22 protein-coding genes are annotated in these 15,945 nt (G+C 62.6%); 9 read left to right on the top strand and 13 right to left on the bottom strand.

Annotation, left to right across the window (positions count from 1 at the left end):
* Window positions 1-529 precede the first annotated feature (529 nt).
* Window positions 530-1,849 carry an MFS transporter gene (locus tag MNOD_RS16460; RefSeq protein ID WP_015930057.1) on the bottom strand — a complete coding sequence of 440 codons (1,320 nt, stop codon included), beginning with the start codon at window positions 1,847-1,849 and terminating at the stop codon, window positions 530-532.
* A gap of 166 nt (window positions 1,850-2,015) precedes the next feature.
* Window positions 2,016-2,933 carry a transcriptional regulator GcvA gene (gcvA, locus tag MNOD_RS16455; RefSeq protein WP_015930056.1) on the bottom strand — a complete coding sequence of 306 codons (918 nt, stop codon included), beginning with the start codon at window positions 2,931-2,933 and terminating at the stop codon, window positions 2,016-2,018.
* 118 nt (window positions 2,934-3,051) lie between these two features.
* On the opposite strand from gcvA, the gene MNOD_RS16450 reads away from it, so the two are divergent.
* The 6 genes from MNOD_RS16450 to MNOD_RS50660 all read left to right on the top strand — a co-directional run bounded on the left by MNOD_RS16450 (window position 3,052) and on the right by MNOD_RS50660 (window position 7,807).
* A complete protein-coding gene (locus tag MNOD_RS16450; RefSeq protein WP_015930055.1) occupies window positions 3,052-3,453 on the top strand; it encodes a Zn-ribbon domain-containing OB-fold protein in 402 nt (133 codons plus the stop codon).
* Window positions 3,450-4,601 carry a thiolase family protein gene (locus MNOD_RS16445; RefSeq protein ID WP_015930054.1) on the top strand — a complete coding sequence of 384 codons (1,152 nt, stop codon included), beginning with the start codon at window positions 3,450-3,452 and terminating at the stop codon, window positions 4,599-4,601. Before MNOD_RS16450 ends, MNOD_RS16445 begins: the two co-directional genes overlap by 4 nt.
* 3 nt (window positions 4,602-4,604) lie before the next feature.
* Window positions 4,605-5,357 (top strand): SDR family oxidoreductase, encoded by a 753-nt coding sequence (locus MNOD_RS16440; RefSeq protein WP_015930053.1) that lies wholly within the window; start codon window positions 4,605-4,607, stop codon window positions 5,355-5,357.
* 1 nt (window position 5,358) lies between these two features.
* Window positions 5,359-6,159 (top strand): enoyl-CoA hydratase/isomerase family protein, encoded by an 801-nt coding sequence (locus tag MNOD_RS16435; RefSeq protein ID WP_015930052.1) that lies wholly within the window; start codon window positions 5,359-5,361, stop codon window positions 6,157-6,159.
* Entirely contained in the window at window positions 6,156-7,376 is a 1,221-nt protein-coding gene (locus tag MNOD_RS16430; RefSeq protein WP_015930051.1) for a CaiB/BaiF CoA transferase family protein, read from the top strand. The genes MNOD_RS16435 and MNOD_RS16430 overlap by 4 nt, the downstream gene beginning before the upstream one ends.
* Before the next feature lie 164 nt (window positions 7,377-7,540).
* Window positions 7,541-7,807 carry a hypothetical protein gene (locus tag MNOD_RS50660; RefSeq protein ID WP_083786461.1) on the top strand — a complete coding sequence of 89 codons (267 nt, stop codon included), beginning with the start codon at window positions 7,541-7,543 and terminating at the stop codon, window positions 7,805-7,807.
* Here MNOD_RS50660 and MNOD_RS46690 read toward each other — a convergent pair.
* The 4 genes from MNOD_RS46690 to MNOD_RS16415 all read right to left on the bottom strand — a co-directional run bounded on the left by MNOD_RS46690 (window position 7,748) and on the right by MNOD_RS16415 (window position 9,852).
* Window positions 7,748-7,996 carry a hypothetical protein gene (locus tag MNOD_RS46690; protein WP_157091483.1) on the bottom strand — a complete coding sequence of 83 codons (249 nt, stop codon included), beginning with the start codon at window positions 7,994-7,996 and terminating at the stop codon, window positions 7,748-7,750. The two genes, MNOD_RS50660 and MNOD_RS46690, sit on opposite strands and share 60 nt — an antisense overlap.
* 259 nt (window positions 7,997-8,255) lie before the next feature.
* Window positions 8,256-8,783, bottom strand: a complete 528-nt coding sequence (locus MNOD_RS16425; RefSeq protein ID WP_015930049.1) for a DUF2231 domain-containing protein — start codon at window positions 8,781-8,783, stop codon at window positions 8,256-8,258.
* Window positions 8,784-9,291: 508 nt separating this feature from the next.
* Window positions 9,292-9,543 carry a hypothetical protein gene (locus tag MNOD_RS16420; RefSeq protein ID WP_015930048.1) on the bottom strand — a complete coding sequence of 84 codons (252 nt, stop codon included), beginning with the start codon at window positions 9,541-9,543 and terminating at the stop codon, window positions 9,292-9,294.
* A 54-nt stretch (window positions 9,544-9,597) separates the two neighbouring features.
* Entirely contained in the window at window positions 9,598-9,852 is a 255-nt protein-coding gene (locus MNOD_RS16415; RefSeq protein WP_015930047.1) for a hypothetical protein, read from the bottom strand.
* A gap of 98 nt (window positions 9,853-9,950) precedes the next feature.
* Between MNOD_RS16415 and MNOD_RS16410 the strand changes: the two genes are divergently transcribed.
* Window positions 9,951-10,217 carry a hypothetical protein gene (locus MNOD_RS16410; RefSeq protein ID WP_015930046.1) on the top strand — a complete coding sequence of 89 codons (267 nt, stop codon included), beginning with the start codon at window positions 9,951-9,953 and terminating at the stop codon, window positions 10,215-10,217.
* Here the strand turns inward: MNOD_RS16410 and MNOD_RS16405 are convergent.
* From MNOD_RS16405 to MNOD_RS16385, 6 genes are all read right to left on the bottom strand, one after another.
* Window positions 10,208-10,783: a hypothetical protein gene (locus MNOD_RS16405; protein ID WP_015930045.1), complete on the bottom strand. Its 576-nt coding sequence runs from the start codon at window positions 10,781-10,783 to the stop codon at window positions 10,208-10,210. The genes MNOD_RS16410 and MNOD_RS16405 overlap by 10 nt on opposite strands.
* A gap of 1 nt (window position 10,784) precedes the next feature.
* Window positions 10,785-11,036, bottom strand: coding sequence for a hypothetical protein (locus MNOD_RS16400; RefSeq protein ID WP_015930044.1), 252 nt, complete (start codon window positions 11,034-11,036; stop codon window positions 10,785-10,787).
* On the bottom strand, window positions 11,033-11,737 hold the full coding sequence (locus MNOD_RS16395) for a hypothetical protein (RefSeq protein WP_015930043.1): 705 nt from the start codon (window positions 11,735-11,737) through the stop codon (window positions 11,033-11,035). Before MNOD_RS16395 ends, MNOD_RS16400 begins: the two co-directional genes overlap by 4 nt.
* Window positions 11,737-11,970 (bottom strand): hypothetical protein, encoded by a 234-nt coding sequence (locus MNOD_RS16390; RefSeq protein ID WP_015930042.1) that lies wholly within the window; start codon window positions 11,968-11,970, stop codon window positions 11,737-11,739. Before MNOD_RS16390 ends, MNOD_RS16395 begins: the two co-directional genes overlap by 1 nt.
* 114 nt (window positions 11,971-12,084) lie before the next feature.
* Complete coding sequence (locus tag MNOD_RS49985) at window positions 12,085-12,207, bottom strand: hypothetical protein (protein ID WP_015930041.1); 123 nt, start codon at window positions 12,205-12,207, stop codon at window positions 12,085-12,087.
* A 444-nt stretch (window positions 12,208-12,651) separates the two neighbouring features.
* Window positions 12,652-12,882, bottom strand: coding sequence for a hypothetical protein (locus MNOD_RS16385; protein WP_083786459.1), 231 nt, complete (start codon window positions 12,880-12,882; stop codon window positions 12,652-12,654).
* A 632-nt stretch (window positions 12,883-13,514) separates the two neighbouring features.
* On the opposite strand from MNOD_RS16385, the gene MNOD_RS43435 reads away from it, so the two are divergent.
* Window positions 13,515-14,003, top strand: a complete 489-nt coding sequence (locus MNOD_RS43435; protein ID WP_015930039.1) for a helix-turn-helix domain-containing protein — start codon at window positions 13,515-13,517, stop codon at window positions 14,001-14,003.
* Window positions 14,000-14,413 carry a DUF6941 family protein gene (locus tag MNOD_RS46685; RefSeq protein ID WP_157091482.1) on the top strand — a complete coding sequence of 138 codons (414 nt, stop codon included), beginning with the start codon at window positions 14,000-14,002 and terminating at the stop codon, window positions 14,411-14,413. The genes MNOD_RS43435 and MNOD_RS46685 overlap by 4 nt, the downstream gene beginning before the upstream one ends.
* A gap of 137 nt (window positions 14,414-14,550) precedes the next feature.
* On the opposite strand, the gene MNOD_RS46680 is transcribed toward MNOD_RS46685, so the two are convergent.
* A complete protein-coding gene (locus tag MNOD_RS46680) occupies window positions 14,551-15,468 on the bottom strand; it encodes a hypothetical protein (protein WP_015930038.1) in 918 nt (305 codons plus the stop codon).
* Window positions 15,469-15,945: the final 477 nt, after the last annotated feature.

The raw sequence follows: 15,945 nt of genomic DNA, 5'->3' as shown, positions 1-15,945 counted from the left end.
CTGAGGCGTTGGACGCGTGGCAGATGGCGACCACAGCGGCCTGAGAAAAGACACGACCTGCTGTTCCTGTGACCGCACTCCACTTCCCGTGACAACGCCTCCAAGCGTGCGCCTCAGCGCGAGAAAATCGGCGTGACCTCAATCAGATCGAGTTGCTGACTGATCCCAACGGGCCTTGAAATGGACCGTTGGTTTGGTTCTCGAATTTTCGCCAAGCCTTTCCATAAAGCCTTTAGCGTGGTGTCGACAATTCGAGATGGATCAACAGCCCGATGCGTCAGCATCTTGGGCTGTTGGTATGAAACGTTCGGGCCGCCCTCAACGCCGTTTGGACGGTCGTCGCCAACTGGGTGTGCCTCAGCTCCCTGTCAATATTTGTGAAATGGGGCAGGCTAGCGCGCGCAAGCTGTGCGCGAGCGGCGGACGTCCACGTCGGCGTTCCGGGTGAGGGTCAGACACTCCCCCCAACGCCCTTGGAGCCTGCCGCTCACACCTCCTGCCCGCGCCTCACCCCAGCAGAAAGAAGGTTTTAGCGCAGCACCTCTCCCTTAGTTTCCCGCATACCGACGTACACAAAGCCACCAATGATGCACACTGCGGCGACATAAAGCCAAATCATATCGCCATAGCCCCATCCCTTCATCGCTGTGACAATGTATGGCGCAGTTCCACCGAACAGCGTGACTGAGATGGCGTAGGGAAGCGCGACACCGGTGGCTCTGATCTCGGACGGGAATTGCTCCGCCATCACCGCCGCGCAGGTCGCCGCGAAGCCGCTGCTCAGCACGAGAGCAATGGTCTCGATCACGATAGCGCTTGGTAGATCGTTCGTGATTAGCATCAGGCTCGGCCACGCGTAGAGGGCGGACCCGAACGCGAAGGTAATCAGGACAGGCCGGCGTCCGATCCGGTCGGCGAGCAGCCCTACGAATGGGATAACCAGGAGCGATGCCCCTACTGAGACGATGCTCGCCACGAAACTCTGCCGCAACGGCATGCCGGTTGTGATATGAACGTAACTCGGATAGCTAACCATCCAGATATAGTTAACGAGATTTCCGGCCATCGCGATACCGATCACCCGCAGCGCCGCGCCCTGATGGTCCCGGATGAGTGCGCGGAAGGGATGACGCACCAGGGTCCGGGTGGCCGCGCGGCGCTCGAAGACCTCCGTCTCACGGACCGCATTGCGAATCCACAGCGTGATGAAACCCATGCAGCCGGCGACGATGAAGCCGATCCGCCAGCCCCAATCTGACATCCCCCGATCATCGGCGACAAACGTGAGAGCGAAGCCGAGGCACGACGCGACGAGGACGCCCGCATTGATGGCGAGATGCTGCCATGATCCGGCGAAGGCGCGACGGTTCGGCGGCGCCGACTCAATCAGGAAAGCCGAAGCGGAGCCGAATTCGCCGCCGGCCGAGAAGCCCTGGATGAGTCGAGCGAGGATCAGGATGGCTGGCGCCAGGATGCCGATCGAGGCGTAGCCTGGGCAGAGGCCGATGACGCAGGAGGCCAGGGCCATCAGCGAGATCGACAGGGTGAGACCGCGCTTGCGCCCGTAACGGTCCGCGAAGGCCCCCAGCACCGCTCCGCCGATCGGGCGCATCACGAAACCCACGGCGAAGATCGCGAAGGTCGAGAGCAGGGAGGCGACCGGGTCGCCGGGCGGAAAGAACTGTGCGGCGATCAGCGGGGCGAACGTTGCGTAAATCAGCCAGTCGGTCCATTCGACGACGGTGCCGAGCGTGGCGGCCGCGATTGCCCGCTTCTGGTCGGCGGTGAGTGCCGCCGGCGCCGGGTCGAGCGCGACAATGGTCGCACCTCCGGCATGGGTCGCATCCATAGTTTCCTCCATGTTGTGCTTGCGTCCCGGCCGTCGCGAGGCCGGTCAAAATCGCGGGGCGAATGTGAGAGTGCCGGAGTGCAGCGACAATCGACTATTCGGCAGGCTGAGCGTGAGTTTTGCTCAATCATGCTGGCGGCCGAGGGCGCGCAGCGCGCTCAGGAGGTCAGCTCTCGGAGCGAAGGGCGGCGGGCTGCTCGATCCTCTCGACCTCGTCGAGAAGCCACTCCCGGAACCGGCGGAAGGCCGGATTGCGTGAGCTGCGGCGCGGATAGATGAGGTAGTAGGTGAATGCGCCGCGATCGAGCGAGAACGGGATGGGCTGGACGAGGCGCCCGGCCCGCAGGTCGTCGAGAAACAGGGCCTTCTGGGCGATCATGATGCCGTGGCCTTCGAGCGTCGCCTGATAGGCGAGCGTCGAGCTGGCGTACTTGTCGCCGGAATACGGATCGATTCCGCTGACCCCGGCCGCCTTCAGCCAATATTGCCAATCATCAGATCGCACCAGCGAATGCAGGAGAAGGGTCCCCTGCAAGTCCTCCGGGTTCTGCAGGCCGTGCCGCCGCCCGTATTCAGGCGTGCAGAGCGGCACCAGCTCGTTCGGCATGAGCCGGTCGAGTTCGACGCCAGGCCAGCGCCCGTCGCCGAGCCGGATAGCCCCGTCCAGGTTCTCCCGGTCGAAATCGACCGTTTCGTTGGAGGTCGTCAGCCGGACCTCCGTGGTCTGGTTGCCCGCGTGAAAGCTGCTGAGCCGCGGGATCAGCCACTTCATCGCGAAGGTCGTGTAGGCGCGGATGCGCAGGATGTCCTTGCCGCGGCGGCCGGTCAGCGCCCGGGTCGCCTCGCGGATACCATCCAGATGCTCGCTCACCTTCGCAAGGTACTGCTCACCCTCGGCCGTGAGCACAATCTCGCGAGCATGACGCCGGAACAGCCGTACGCCGAGAAACATCTCCAGGCTCTGCACATGGCGGCTCACCGCTCCCGGCGTCACCGACAATTCCTCAGCGGCGCGGCGGATGCTCTGCAGGCGGCCTGCGGCCTCGAAGGCACGTAACGGATTGAGCGGCGGCAGACGGTCCATGCAGCACGCTAGGGTGTCGTTGTTTTTTCGTCAACGATCGCCCGCCGCAATCTCGCTCTGCAGGTCCGGACATTCCGGTTAGCTTCCGTCTCGAAAACGGAGGCGAGCGGAGAACAAGATGCATAGTTCAGTGCAATCGCGGGTACAGGGAGGACGACTGGAGCCGGAAACACTCTGGTTGAGCGGTTCTCGTGACAAGAGAACGGGTCGCGGTGTGTTTCCGGAGGTGCCGGAGACTTCACCGGCTCGGCCGCTCTACGAAACAATCACCCTCTCGGAGACTGCGTCTGTCTACAGCTTCACCGTTATCCACCCCAACCCGAAGACTGGTCATCCGCCATTCTTTCTGATCTACGCCGACTTTCCTGAAGAGGTGAGGGTCTTCGGCCGGCTCGAACTGCCAAACGGCGAGCGGCCGCGGATCGGCATGACGGTCCGCGCCGTAGCGCCTTCGCCCTCCGACGAGGGGGCGGGGGCCGAGGAATACGTTTTCGTGCCTGCTGACGAGGTTACCCGATGAAGCCCGACGTTTTTCTCACCGGCGCCGCCATGACGCCCTTCGCCCGGCACGACGACCAGTCGATGCAGGATCTCACGCAATCCGCCGCGCTGGGTGCGCTCCGGGATGCCGGCGTCGCGCTTGACGAGATCGACGCCATGTACGCGGCTAACGTCTATGGCGGCATGGTGCTCGGCCAAGTGCTCATGCGCGACCTCGGCATCACCGGTCCCGCCCTCTATAACGTCGAGAACGCCTGCGCGAGCGGAGCCACGGCCGTCCACCTCGCCTGCCAAGCCTTGCGGCTCGGCCTCTACGAGACAGTCCTGGTCTGGGGCGTCGAGCAACTGACCAAGCTCGGTGGCGGCACGATCCCGCTGCAGCGCAACGACTACAAGACCGACCGCTACGCCAGGCAGGGCATGACGCTGCCGACGGTCTACGCGATGCGCGGCATGCGATACCTTCACGAGCGCAACGAAGGCCCTGAGCTGCTGGCGCAGATTGCTGTCAAAAACCGTCGTCACGGCGCCCGCAATCCCCTGGCCCAGCAGCGCAAGCCCGTGACGGTGGAGGAAGTGCTGTCCTCCCGGCCCGTGGCGGAGCCGCTGACGCTCCTTCAATGCTGCCCGTCCTTGGTCGACGGGGCGGCCGCCGTGGTGCTGACCACGAAGCCGCTCGCAGACGGCCGCCCGAAGGTCCGCATCCTCGGCTCGGCCGTTCAGTCGGGGCATATCGAGGCGGGCTGCGACAATATCCTGGACGCCGAGATCACCGCCCGCACGGCGCGGCTCGCATATGAGCAGGCCGGCCTTGGGCCGGAGGATGTCGACGTCGTAGAACTGCACGACGCGTTCACGATCGCGGAACTCCTCTACTACGAGGCGCTCGGACTCGCGAGGCCGGGGGAGGCCGGGGACCTGCTCCGGCGGGGTGAGACGCAGCTCGGCGGCCGCGTCCCGGTCAATCCGAGCGGAGGGCTGCTCGCGAAGGGGCATCCGCTCGGTGCGACAGGCGTCGCCCAGATGGTCGAGATCGCCTGGCAGCTTCAGGAGCGCGCGGAGGGCCGGCAGGTCGAGGGCGCGCGGATCGGCCTCACGCAATGCACGGGCGGCGGGATCGCGGGCGTCGACCACGCGGCTTCGTCGGTCCACATCCTCGGAGTCTGAGCTATGGCAGAGAAGGACGTCGCGCTGATCACCGGCGCGGCCCGCGGCATCGGCTTCGGCATCGCCGAAAGTCTCGCGCGGGCGGGTTACGACATCGCGCTCCTCGACCTCGACCGGGCGGCAGTCGAGGGCGCCGCTCGGCAAATCGGCGACCTCGGCGGTGGACGGGTCGTGGCGACGACCGCTGACGTGACGAACCGGACTGAGGTCGAGGCGGCGGTTGCGGCCGTTCACGCCGCCTTCGGTCGGATCGACGTGCTCGTGAACAACGCCGGGATCGTCCGCGACCGCAGGCTCGTGAAGATGGACGAGAGCGACTGGGACGCGGTCATCGCCGTGAACCTGAAGTCGCAATTCCTCATGTGCAAGGCCGTGGTTCCGGGGATGATCGAGCGGGCCTACGGCCGCATCGTCAACATCTCGTCCCGGGCTTGGCTCGGCGGCTTCGGCCAAGCGAACTACTCGGCCGCGAAGGGCGGTGTCGTCAGCCTGACGCGCAGCCTCGCGATCGAGCTCGCCCGAAACGGCATCACGGTGAACGCCATCGCGCCCGGCATCGTCGAGACGCCGCTCTTCCAGAATTTCGAACCCGAGGTGCAGGAGCGCCTCAAGAAGAGCGTGCCGATGCAGCGGATCGGCACGCCGAAGGACATCGCGCAGGCGGCCGTGTTCTTCGCAGGCCGGGCGAGCAGCTACATCACCGGCCAGCTCATCTACGTCTGCGGCGGCCGCAGCCTGTCGAGCCCGAGTGTCTGACATGGCGATCCGGATCTCACGAGAGGGTGCGGTCGCCACGGTCACGATCGACCGGCCGGAGGCCCTGAATGCCCTCGACGTCGCAGCCCAGGCCGAGCTTCGGGAGGCCCTTCTGGCAGCTCGGGACGACGAGGACGTGCGCGTCATCGTGCTGACCGGCGCCGGCGAGCGGGCCTTCTGTGCCGGTGCGGACCTCAAGCGCACGCCGCCGAGCGCGAACTCCTACGCCCAGGCCTGGACCGCCTCCGATCCCATCGCGACGGAGCGGGGCGCCTACGTGCGCTTCATGAACCTGGAGCGGCTGCGGATTTGGAAGCCGCTCATCGCGGCAGTGAACGGGCATTGCCTCGGCGGGGGCATGGAGCTCGCGCTGCAATGCGACCTCAGGGTGGCCTCCGACACAGCGAGCTTCGCCCTGCCGGAAGTCAAGGTCGGCAGCGTCGCCGGCGTCTGCGGTCCGCTCCTGCTGCGCACGATCCCTGCGGCGCATGCCATGAAGATGCTGCTGACCGGTGCCCGCATCGATGCTGCCGAAGCCCTCCGGATCGGCCTCGTCAGTGACGTCTGGCCGGCGGCAGAACTCGGCCGGCGGGCCGCGGAGCTCGCCGGGACGATCGCCGAGAACGCGCCGCTCTCCCTCATGGCCACGAAGCGGATGACTCGCGAATGCGAAGTCCTGCCGCGCGCCGCTCTGATGGATCTGACCGAGATGGTCTTCGGCATCATGAAGGACACCGAGGACCGTGCGGAGGGCCGCCGCGCCTTTGCAGAGAAACGCAAACCGAGGTTTTCTGGACGATGACTACGACCCCGACTGCTGCCCAGGCCGCGGCTCCTGCCGCCCATCCACTTGAGCGGACGCTCGATGGCCTTCGCGTCATCGATTTCTCGCAGGTCGCCGCCGGGCCCCTATCGACGATGATTCTCGCGGATCTGGGCGCGGATGTCATCAAGATCGAGCCGCCAACCGGCGATATCGGCCGGACGCTCGGGCCGCCCTTCATCGAAGGCGAGAGCACGGTCTTCCTCTCGCTCAACCGGAATAAGCGCAGCGTCACGCTCGATCTGAAGTGCGAGGAGGGGCGGGCGCGCGCCCGCGCCCTGATCGCGACGGCCGACATCCTCGTCGAGAGCTTCCGGCCCGGTGTTGCGGACCGGCTCGGTATCGGCTTCCAGGCGGCGCGGGCCATCAACCCGCGGTTGATCTACTGCTCGATCTCGGCCTACGGCCAGCATGGTTCCTGGTCCCACAAGCCCGGCGTCGATGGCGTCGTCCAGGCCGTATCTGGCCTCATGAGCGTGATCGGCCATGAGGGCGAGCCGCCTTCCAAGGTCCAGGCCCCCATCATCGACATGGTGACGGGCTACCATGCCGCCCTGGCGATCCTCGCCGCCGTCAACCAGCGCGCTGCCGGCTCGGTCCCCGGCCATCTCGATGTCAACATGTTCACGAGCGCGGTGATGCTCCAGCAGGTGACGCTGTCCAGCTATCTAACCACCGGGGAGCTGCCGGTGCGGTGCGGAAGCGGCGCGCCTTACGCCACGCCGAACGAGGCATACCAGACCGCGGACGGCTATGTTCTGGTCGCTGCCTATCAGCCGGAGCGCTGGCGCCGACTCTGCGTCGCCCTCGACCGCCCCGATCTCGCTGATGACCCACGCTTCGGCACGCTGTCCGAGCGCATGGCCAATCGCGACGCGCTGACGGCGGAGCTGACCGGCGCGTTTCGCCACCGACCCACGGGCGAATGGGTCGCGAGGCTCGAAGGAGCCGACATCATCTGCGCCGCCGTCTCGGATTACGACGACGTGGCAAGCCTGCCACTGCTGGCCGAGAGCGGAGTGCTGACGACGGTCCACCACCCCGCGGCAGGCCATATCGTCATGCCAGGCTTCGCGATAGGCGGCCGCTCCATGGCCGCGCGCCGGCCGCCCCCGCGGCTGGGCGAGCACAATTCGCTCCTGAACGAGGGGCCACTGCCAAAACTCCCGGCGCTGGCGGACACCTGCAGGGGGTAGGGTGTGGGCCGGGATCCATCCCAGCCACGCTCACCCGTCGTCGACCGGAGGGCCGGCCCATATCCACCGGCACTGGCCGAGATAGCGAGCAGGAATTCGATATCGGCCGCCGTCACGCCATCCTGAACCCATGAAGAGCCTTCCGACCGCAAGCGTTTTCATCACTGACACATATCCGTGACCCCGGCGTCGAACGGGCGATCCTCGGCCCGGCCCTGGCCGAGAAACCCCATGCCGACGCTCTGGTAGCGCTGGTTTGGCGCCAGCGCGTCGATGACGTTTTCCTCGATCGATATCCGAAGCTCCGCGGCGTGATCTGGTACGGTGCCGGATACGACAACATCGATCTGGACGCCGTTCGGGCGGCATTGTCACATCTTGCAAGTAAAGCGCGTTTTGACGCCGTCCGCGGCGATCTCGGCGTCCGCTAAGTCGTTGAAAGTGCGGAGGGTGCCCTGTCCCGCCAGCCCGCCACTGGTAAGTAAAAAGCGTTCCCGTGACAACGCCAAGTTTCCAAGTACCTCCACAGCCAGTGATGCCTGGGCGAGCAGGCGGCGGGCGCCCGTGCGCAGCTCTCCTCGGGCTGACGCAGGCGGCACGATGTTGGTAGGTGTTGTCACGGCGTATCGCTCTCGCTGAGAGGCTCTGGCAGGCTCGACACCCGCCTCGATACGCCACCTTCACGCCTCCCGCGTCACCCAATCTCCCGCATAGCTCCGCCAGTGCTTGGACCAGCGTATCGCACAGGCCAAGGTGACGGGGCATTTCACTGCCATTCAGGCCCGCGACAAGCTGCGCAGTCTCTACCCATCAGTTGGAGCCTGACAAAGCACTAGAGAGCAAAACAGCCAACCCGGACGGCGTCATGAGACCGCGGTGTTACCCTAAGGTGCTGCGGTCGGCACGATGCGGTTCCGGCGTATGGAACTGCTCGACTTCGGGGCTGTCGTCCGGGATCGCGCCGATTCCGTAGCGGTAGGCGAGTTCGCCGCCAAGCCAGCCATTGAAGAAGAGCAGGGCGGTCGAGAGGAACGATAAAGTGAGGCCCCAGCCCTGGGCGCCTTCGGCTGCATCCGTCCAACGCAGCCAGACGTTAACGATCGCGAGCACCACGACGATGAGGTTACCGATCATGTGGGTCCACGCGATCCAAAGGTCGCGCACTTTGTCGATCGTGAAGAAGTCGAGGAATCCCGGAAGCGCAGCGACGAGCGCGGTGAGGATGCCGGCAATCAATAGCCAATAGGAGGCCTGGGCCCAGAACGGGTTCTTGGTGCCCCAGAAGGCCAGGTCGGTCGCGAACGCCCCGATAAGGAAGGCGATCGGAAAAACCACAAGCATGTGATGAAGAGGATGCCCGGCAATGGCCGCCGTGCTCTCAACCCCGTGCCGGTGGAACCGCCCCATAGAAAGCTCCTGAAGCGAACGTATTGGAAACGCGATTGGCCAAAGCTCTGTTCCGTGTCTCGCCAGCTGATCGAGCCCTGATCGCACTCTAAGAGGATGCTATGAACTTGGCAGCCCACGAGCACTTTGCCGATCGATACTAAAGAGCGTGGTGGAGCTTTTGCGGGACTGGCTGAGGCTGCGTTCAGCGGCCAGGGCTCGCCAGAGCCTATGCCCTGCAACGCGGCCCGAGTCACCGGCCGGATATCATCCAGTACCTCCAAAGTCGATTTAAGGCTGCGGGTCCATAGCAGAATCTAGTTTTCGGGCGTTCTCATCGGGCCATCGCACGTCCCGCCCGACCACCCCTTATAGTGCGCCGGCAGCGGGCTGGCCCGCCCCGTCCGTTCACTCGGCCGGCGGCAGTGCGAGCCGGATCGCCTCCTCACCTGAGAAGCTTCGCGGCGGCGGTCTGCGTGAGGCCGAGCGCCGCGAGCGCCATGTGGTACTCACGGGCGGTCACAGGGACTCACTTCCGGTCCTTAAGTAAGGGCATCCCCAAGTCCGCGGACGAGTGCATCTTCCGAACGAAGTAGTCGGGCTCGCCGGTCACGAAGAGGCCGAGCTCGTCGATGTTCTCGATGAGCACCTTGTAGGCGCCGCGGCTGACCGAGCGGTACGGTAGCTTGTGCATGTTGCTGGTCAGGGCCTCGCGCAACTCCCGGGCGGCCTTGATGGCCTCGACGTGCTCGGGTGGGATGCGGATACCGTTGCGGGACATGGGCGCCTCCGATGTAAGTGTCAGCCAGGTACTCTCGTGGGCAGGGCAGGGCCCTCAACCGCCCGCGACCATCTCGACGAAGTCCTCCGGCACCTCGCCGAAGCGGCCGAGGATCACGACGCTCTCCAACTCGCCGGTCTCGTTGTCGGCCCGGATCTGGAGAGCTGCGGCGCCCGGCTTGCGGGTCGCAATCGCCTCGGCCCGCTTGAGCGCGCCGCTCCCGGTTGGCGCCACATCGCGAGTGCCCGGCACGAGGCGCTTCCGCTTAAGCTCGAAGGTCTGGATCAGGTAGGTGGTCGCCGTCGCCATGGCTCGCCTCCGCGCTGCTCCATCTGGGCAGCTTGCATGTTCTGATTTTGTTCTATCATCGGCGCCCGCGCTAGTCTCGCGTGGATGGAGGGGAGCCGATGGCCAATGCGGATGCCACCCTGCAGACCGTCTGGGCGTGCGACCACAAAGGGGAGGTGCGGACCTGGGCGCTGCCCTACGACGGCCGGTACGAGGTTGCGGGGGACCAGATCGACGTGACCTACGATCCGGTTGGCGGCGCGCAGACCTGGACGGCGGCGGTGATGCGAGGGAGCCGCGTCGTCTACCGCCTCACGGCCGCGGAGGTGCGGGCGCTTGTCGGCTGCTACGAGCTGCGGGACTGTCGGGGCAAGCGCTATCTGTGACGGTCCTGCTGCAGCATCCACCGCAGCCGCCCGACCGTCCCGACCGAGATGCCGAGGTCATCCGCGATATCCGCCCGTGGCCGGTCCGCCAGGATCACCGCCGCCACGTCCGGCGCCCGCCACCAGCCGGCCGGGCGCAGCGATGGACCGAAGAGGGCAGCCCGCGCCTGCGAGGCGCCGCCGACCGAGCAGCCGTGACGCGCCGCGAAGGCCTCGATCGTGAGGTCCGCCAGATCCTCGGCCCGCGCCTCCCACCATGCGGCCTGGTCGGCGATGTAGTGATGCCCGAGCAGCCGCCGGATGCGCTTGATCGTGGAGGCGCCGATCGGCAGGCCCAGCACCGCGCCGCTGCGAGCGCCGCCGGCGGCGCGCCACCACTCCATGTGCCGGGCGAGCTCGGTCGTCACCACGACGCGCGGACCGCCGGCGCCTTGACCGCGCGGCATCCCGTGCGGCCAGCCAAGGCAGACCGGGAAGCCGTGCGGGGTCGGCCGCTCCTCGCGCACGTCCCAGAGGTCGCCCCAGATATCGGCAATGCAGCGCAGAATGGCGGCGACGCGGGCCATGTCAGGGGGGAGGTCCTTCGCTGGTTGCCCGATGTGCTGCGGCTGCCTTCAGCCGCTCGACGAGATACTGAAGGCGCACAATCCTCTCCTCGCACAGCTGCACGAGGTCGTCCGTGACGCTGGGCGGCAGGTCCGCCGACTCTGCCGCCCAGCGACGCATGGTGCGGTCGCTGACCTTCAGATCGTGAGAGAGGTCGGTCTGCCAGCGAGGCCCATACAGCGCCTCTCCCGTGTCTTTGAGCAGGTGGTTCACGTCTGATCCTGTCCGCCAAACCGCTCGCGCCAGCGCTCCAGGCTGATGAACTTGTGGCCGCGCGAGAACGTCCATACCGCCTGATGGCCGTCGGCGGTGGCGTCAGCAATTCCCAAGGGTTCCGGGGTAGCCCAGGCAGGCACGGGAGCGCAGCGGTGCCCGTCCGCGTCGAGAGAGGGATCCTCGGTGCGGGTCTCTCTCCCTGCAATCCAGCCCCGGCCCGGCCGGAACAGGTAGCTCACGAAGCCTTGCGCCGCGGCGGCCTCCACCATCCATCCCGTCGTGCCGTCGTTGATCTCCAGCGGATGATATCCAAACGCATTGGAGAGGCCACCGAAGCCGCCGAACGTGCGTGTCAGGCCCCACTTATCCTCGCGCGGGTCGCTGTTCGGCGGGAGCGGCCGACGCTCGGTGCGGACGAGGTCGGGCGCCCCAAACCGCCACGCCGCCGCGATGACCTCGCGCTCGCCTGGACGCGGGATACCGATGAGGGTGTCGGCGGGCTTGGAATAGCCGCGCATGGTTACACCCGGTGCGGGCGCGCGGTGAGGCTCCAAGCCGCCCCCGCGTAGCTTCCAGCCCAATCCAAGGCAAGCGGTGTCCGATCCGAGCGGGAGGCTGACGTGCACGGCGTCGAGCCAGTGACCGATGACCGCCGCGCTCGCGGCGGCCTCATCGATGCGGGCGACCAGGTCGACCATCACGCCGCCTTCGCGAGCTTGCGCGAGGCGACGACGCGACGAGCGTATTCGGCGCGCAGAGTGCCGTGCCCATTCCAAGAGCGACCGGTCTGGCTGATGCTGTTGCGCGTCAGGCGATAATGGACGACGAAAGTACGCCCGCGAGCGTAGGTGACACGGACCTCGACCTGCTCGCCCTCGGCGAGGGTGGCGGCGATGGCGGTCAGCATGCAGTGGGCGTTCATGGCGGGCATGGCGGGTCTCCTACCCGGTTCCGGCGGGGCCAACCCCCATCCGATGTCCGCAATTTAGGACACGCTTGGCTGCGGGTCAAGCGGGTCAATGCGCGGATCGCGAGAAAATCTCTCCTACGTCACCAGCGCCGCCACCATTAGCGCCGCCGTCCCCCGCCACGGCTCCAGGCGCGCATCGAGGGCGAGCACGCAGGCCGCGCCATGCTCATCGTAGGCGCGGCGCGGGTTGCGGCACATCGCGTGAGCCTCACATTTGAAATCGCCAATGATGTTGTAGTTAGAGATTTTTTCAGCTATCAATCGCGCGGATAACCTACGGGCAAGGCAAGACCATATGAGTGATTTAAATGATTACAGGCCCCCTTGCGCGGAAGAAGCGCTCTCTACATTGAAGCGCATCGGCAGGCTCGTTGCAGATACTAAGCAATCTTGGTTAAAAGTCGCTGTGTTCATAGAGCAAGATGGGCTACTTATAACTAGCCTAGATAAAAGATATCAGGACAAAATAGACAAAATATCGTTTCAAGAGCTGCGATGCATTCCAGATTATATGCTTGTTAAGCGTGTATCTGACTATATTACGAGCCATGGAGCCGATATTTTGCGTTCCACAAACAGATAAGCCTTCCTCTTCTCATGCGGGAGGGGGGATCAAAGTATATCTGCCCTTTGCAGGAATTCTTAGTCCAGTAGGATCGCAGTTCTGACCGCCACGCACCGCTGCGCTTCGGGCGCATTCTCCCGTGCGAGCACGTCGCGGACATACGGGTGGGCCAGCACGACCGCGGCGACGTCGAGGGCGACGCCCTCCGCGATCAGCCGCATGCCGGGCGTGGGGTCGTTCAGGTAGTCGCGGACGGCCGCGTCGAGCTGCTCGTCCGTGATGTGCTTGAGCTTGTACAGCTCGCCGATGGTGGGGGGTGTCGGGCATGGAGGGGTGGGGGCCTAGCGTTTGAGCCGACTGCAAGAGTGTGGTCTTCCACCCCTTACGATCACACGCGATGCGCCACGCCGTGGCGCTCGCAATTCCCGGGGGGGTCCCAGTTGACTTCGAGGTCAACCGAAGCCCATATAGACGGGCTTAGGGAGGAGAAGCGCCTTTACCTATACAACCCGCACCGTCGCCCGCACGAGGCGTACAAGCGTAGGCTTTGGATGACACCAGAGGTCCGCGACTGGGTGCTGTACCGAGAGGATATAGACCAAAGAGACCGAGACTATCGATCGGACGTTAGGATGTTCCTAAAGAGATTTGTGATAGGAGAAGACTTCGACGACGATGTAAAGCTCAAACCTCTCAAGCCGCCCTTTGAGGGACTGTATGCATTCAGAGTCGTCTTTAATCCGCATCACAGGATATTGGGTGGGTTTCTGCGGCCCGGAGAGTTTGTGGCAATCGCACAAAAAGCGCGCAGTCTTCTTGAACAAGAAGGTCGAGGTTGGATGCCTACACGGACGAGGGCTAAATCGGAGTGGGACACCCTCTTCCCCAATCATTCGCGTCTGATCACCGCTCGCTCAAGCCTACTGACGGACTTCGTTCTATGACACAGTTTAAGCCGACCGAAATTAGCAAAGAACATGAGGACGACCTCAGAGCAGAGGCGCGTACGGCGATGTTTTTTGCGCTTCGATCGGCTTTTAAGGCGCGGGCCGAGGAATATAACTTGAAAGCGAAGGACCTTGCCGAAGCTTTGGGCAAGGACAAGGGATACGTTTCGCGAGTCCTGAACGGCACCAGCGGCTCTATTGATTTCGAGACGCTGTTTGTCTTTTTGGAGGCGCTCGGGTATCACCTTCCTCTCGATCCGATATCGTATGAAGAGCTAAAAGGCAGGAAGGTTAATTTTGACGCCAGACCAACAGGTGTTAAATTTAGCCTTGATACCAACCAAGCAGTTTCGACCAGTTCGGCGAAAATGTTGTCGAAAACTGATTGGCATGTAGATTATGATGCGATCAGCGGCACTAATGAGCAATCTATTCAACTGTCTGGCGGCGTCAAATTCAAGTTTCTAGAGGATGCACGATGAGCACCACAGGCCCATTTGTGCGCGCGGCTCTATTGGCCGATGACGTTAGAACCGAAGTTACTGGCAAGCACATCATTATAGGAACTTATGGTTCCGATATAGGTGTGCCTCAGTTTCCGGCCGGGTTGCGTTTTAGGCTGATCCTAGTCATAGAATTTGGCGATCATAAGAAATATGAACTTAAAGTCAGACTGTTAGGGCCATCTGGGGACGAATTTGCAAAATTTGATGCCGAATTGGAAGTGGAAAAGCCTCGAACGACTCAGGTGATACCGACAATTGGATTTGCTATTCCGTTTTCTTCAGAAGGATCCTTTAGGGTCGAGTGCTTTGAAGAGGGCGAATGGAAATCTGTCGGAATTTGGAACGTTGCAAAAGCTGATATTCCAGTGCCACAATTGGGCGCCTGAGGAGCATTTTACGGATAGCCGCTACCGTCACTACTACCGCCCGAACTCCCACACCGGAATCCCCCGATACCGCCCCGGCTTGTGCCGCGGGATCGTCCAGAGTGCTTCTTCAGGCGGTCGGCCTATGTTATCGATGGCTAACACTGCTCGCTTGTTAGATAGCGTCGCGATATGTTTTCATGAGAGTTATTCTTTTTTCTAAAATAATCGTGAAATTTCAATGCATATTCTGGTAAAAATATTTGCTCTGAAGCTCCAGACTCGTTGTCGTACTTTTCTGCTACTATGAAGTCCAAATCACTTCTATCCTCATTTAGCAACGAATCTTTAAAAGATTTTACATGTATATCGAGCAAAGATCTAGCTCCATGAATCATAGGATCTAACAAATGCCTTGCTTTAGAGTGAATATTAGCTATACCTTCGATATATTCTCGGACAAAGGGGTTTATTGGAACATGCTCTCCGAGCTGCTCTAGTTCTTTAAGTACAGAGCGCTTGAATTTTGGATCACGAGCTAGAGCAGGGACAAATATGGTCGGGTTAATATAATGCTTCCATACAGCTGGATTGCGATCTCCGTGCCAATTCATACCAATCGATACGTTATGGATTGGATATCCATGATGTTGGCTATAATTACGAAGCGCTTCAAGCACACGGTATCCGAGCATCGAGTCGTACTGTATTGATTTCTCTTCATTGAATGATCGAGTTTCATCAGAAATTTTACCGAATATTGTATCAAGATGTTGGGGAACTTGATCGATATAAGAGCGTGCGGAAGACATAAAATTCATCAAACGCCTACTGGTTATTCCTGAAAACTTCCAGTAAATAAACTCCTCCCCTTTAAATATCATATTACGTTGCAATATTGTGATTAGCTCATGCTCGTATTCATAGTAATTTTCAATAACTGAGTCATATAATTCTTCGATATCGGTTGCAGCCGAAAACATTTTCGTAGCAGATACTATGCTGTCAAACTCGGTTTTGCCGATTTCGACCTCACTTTCAGTTCCTAATGCTAAATCACGAAGAACATACTTCATTGATCCTATCTACCTTCTCGGTAGCCTTCGCGACGGTTCCGCCAAGCTCTACATATCAGAACCCTCTCGCCCGACGGAGTCGCACTGGATCGGCTTCAAGATCGGATTCCGGCACTGACTGTGTCTGCCCACTCATAATCAGACCGGTTCCCGGTGAGCTTTGATTATAAGCGAGTTGAGCCGCTGAGATGGCCCTGGAGGGCGCAGGGAGGCTCATAGGCGGGCGCGGCGCCGCACGACGGTATTATCATCGGCCGGCGAGCTGGCGCCCCGGGGCTTCATGGGCCCGCTGTGCCCGCACGTTGGCTGCGGAAGGCCTGTCCGTAGTCGACGCCGAACCGGTACATAACCTCCGACAGTTCGCGAGCGTCTCGACCTACTCATCAGGCCGGAAGCCCGGGCATGGCGGCCGGCCCGGCGACAGGCTGGCGAGCCCGCGGCTCCATTCGAGGACGGCGGGGGAGGGGGCATCGAGGG

Source organism: Methylobacterium nodulans ORS 2060 (genome assembly GCF_000022085.1).
GTDB classification, from domain to species: Bacteria; Pseudomonadota; Alphaproteobacteria; order Rhizobiales; family Beijerinckiaceae; genus Methylobacterium; species Methylobacterium nodulans.
This window is presented reverse-complemented; position numbering and strand designations above follow the sequence as displayed.

What these genes read in the sequence shown, in the direction of transcription:
- MNOD_RS49985 (WP_015930041.1), bottom strand. Translation starts at nt 12,207, where the DNA reads ATGTGCCGCAACCCGCGCCGCGCCTACGATGAGCATGGCGCGGCCTGC.
- MNOD_RS16405 (WP_015930045.1), bottom strand. Translation starts at nt 10,783, where the DNA reads ATGGCCCGCGTCGCCGCCATTCTGCGCTGCATTGCCGATATCTGGGGC.
- MNOD_RS16420 (WP_015930048.1), bottom strand. Translation starts at nt 9,543, where the DNA reads ATGTCCCGCAACGGTATCCGCATCCCACCCGAGCACGTCGAGGCCATC.
- gcvA (WP_015930056.1), bottom strand. Translation starts at nt 2,933, where the DNA reads ATGGACCGTCTGCCGCCGCTCAATCCGTTACGTGCCTTCGAGGCCGCA.
- MNOD_RS46680 (WP_015930038.1), bottom strand. Translation starts at nt 15,468, where the DNA reads ATGAAGTATGTTCTTCGTGATTTAGCATTAGGAACTGAAAGTGAGGTC.
- MNOD_RS16440 (WP_015930053.1), top strand. Translation starts at nt 4,605, where the DNA reads ATGGCAGAGAAGGACGTCGCGCTGATCACCGGCGCGGCCCGCGGCATC.
- MNOD_RS16415 (WP_015930047.1), bottom strand. Translation starts at nt 9,852, where the DNA reads ATGGCGACGGCGACCACCTACCTGATCCAGACCTTCGAGCTTAAGCGG.
- MNOD_RS16425 (WP_015930049.1), bottom strand. Translation starts at nt 8,783, where the DNA reads ATGGGGCGGTTCCACCGGCACGGGGTTGAGAGCACGGCGGCCATTGCC.
- MNOD_RS16445 (WP_015930054.1), top strand. Translation starts at nt 3,450, where the DNA reads ATGAAGCCCGACGTTTTTCTCACCGGCGCCGCCATGACGCCCTTCGCC.
- MNOD_RS16460 (WP_015930057.1), bottom strand. Translation starts at nt 1,849, where the DNA reads ATGGATGCGACCCATGCCGGAGGTGCGACCATTGTCGCGCTCGACCCG.
- MNOD_RS16450 (WP_015930055.1), top strand. Translation starts at nt 3,052, where the DNA reads ATGCATAGTTCAGTGCAATCGCGGGTACAGGGAGGACGACTGGAGCCG.
- MNOD_RS16395 (WP_015930043.1), bottom strand. Translation starts at nt 11,737, where the DNA reads ATGGTCGACCTGGTCGCCCGCATCGATGAGGCCGCCGCGAGCGCGGCG.
- MNOD_RS46685 (WP_157091482.1), top strand. Translation starts at nt 14,000, where the DNA reads ATGAGCACCACAGGCCCATTTGTGCGCGCGGCTCTATTGGCCGATGAC.
- MNOD_RS43435 (WP_015930039.1), top strand. Translation starts at nt 13,515, where the DNA reads ATGACACAGTTTAAGCCGACCGAAATTAGCAAAGAACATGAGGACGAC.
- MNOD_RS16410 (WP_015930046.1), top strand. Translation starts at nt 9,951, where the DNA reads ATGGCCAATGCGGATGCCACCCTGCAGACCGTCTGGGCGTGCGACCAC.
- MNOD_RS16390 (WP_015930042.1), bottom strand. Translation starts at nt 11,970, where the DNA reads ATGCCCGCCATGAACGCCCACTGCATGCTGACCGCCATCGCCGCCACC.
- MNOD_RS16435 (WP_015930052.1), top strand. Translation starts at nt 5,359, where the DNA reads ATGGCGATCCGGATCTCACGAGAGGGTGCGGTCGCCACGGTCACGATC.
- MNOD_RS16430 (WP_015930051.1), top strand. Translation starts at nt 6,156, where the DNA reads ATGACTACGACCCCGACTGCTGCCCAGGCCGCGGCTCCTGCCGCCCAT.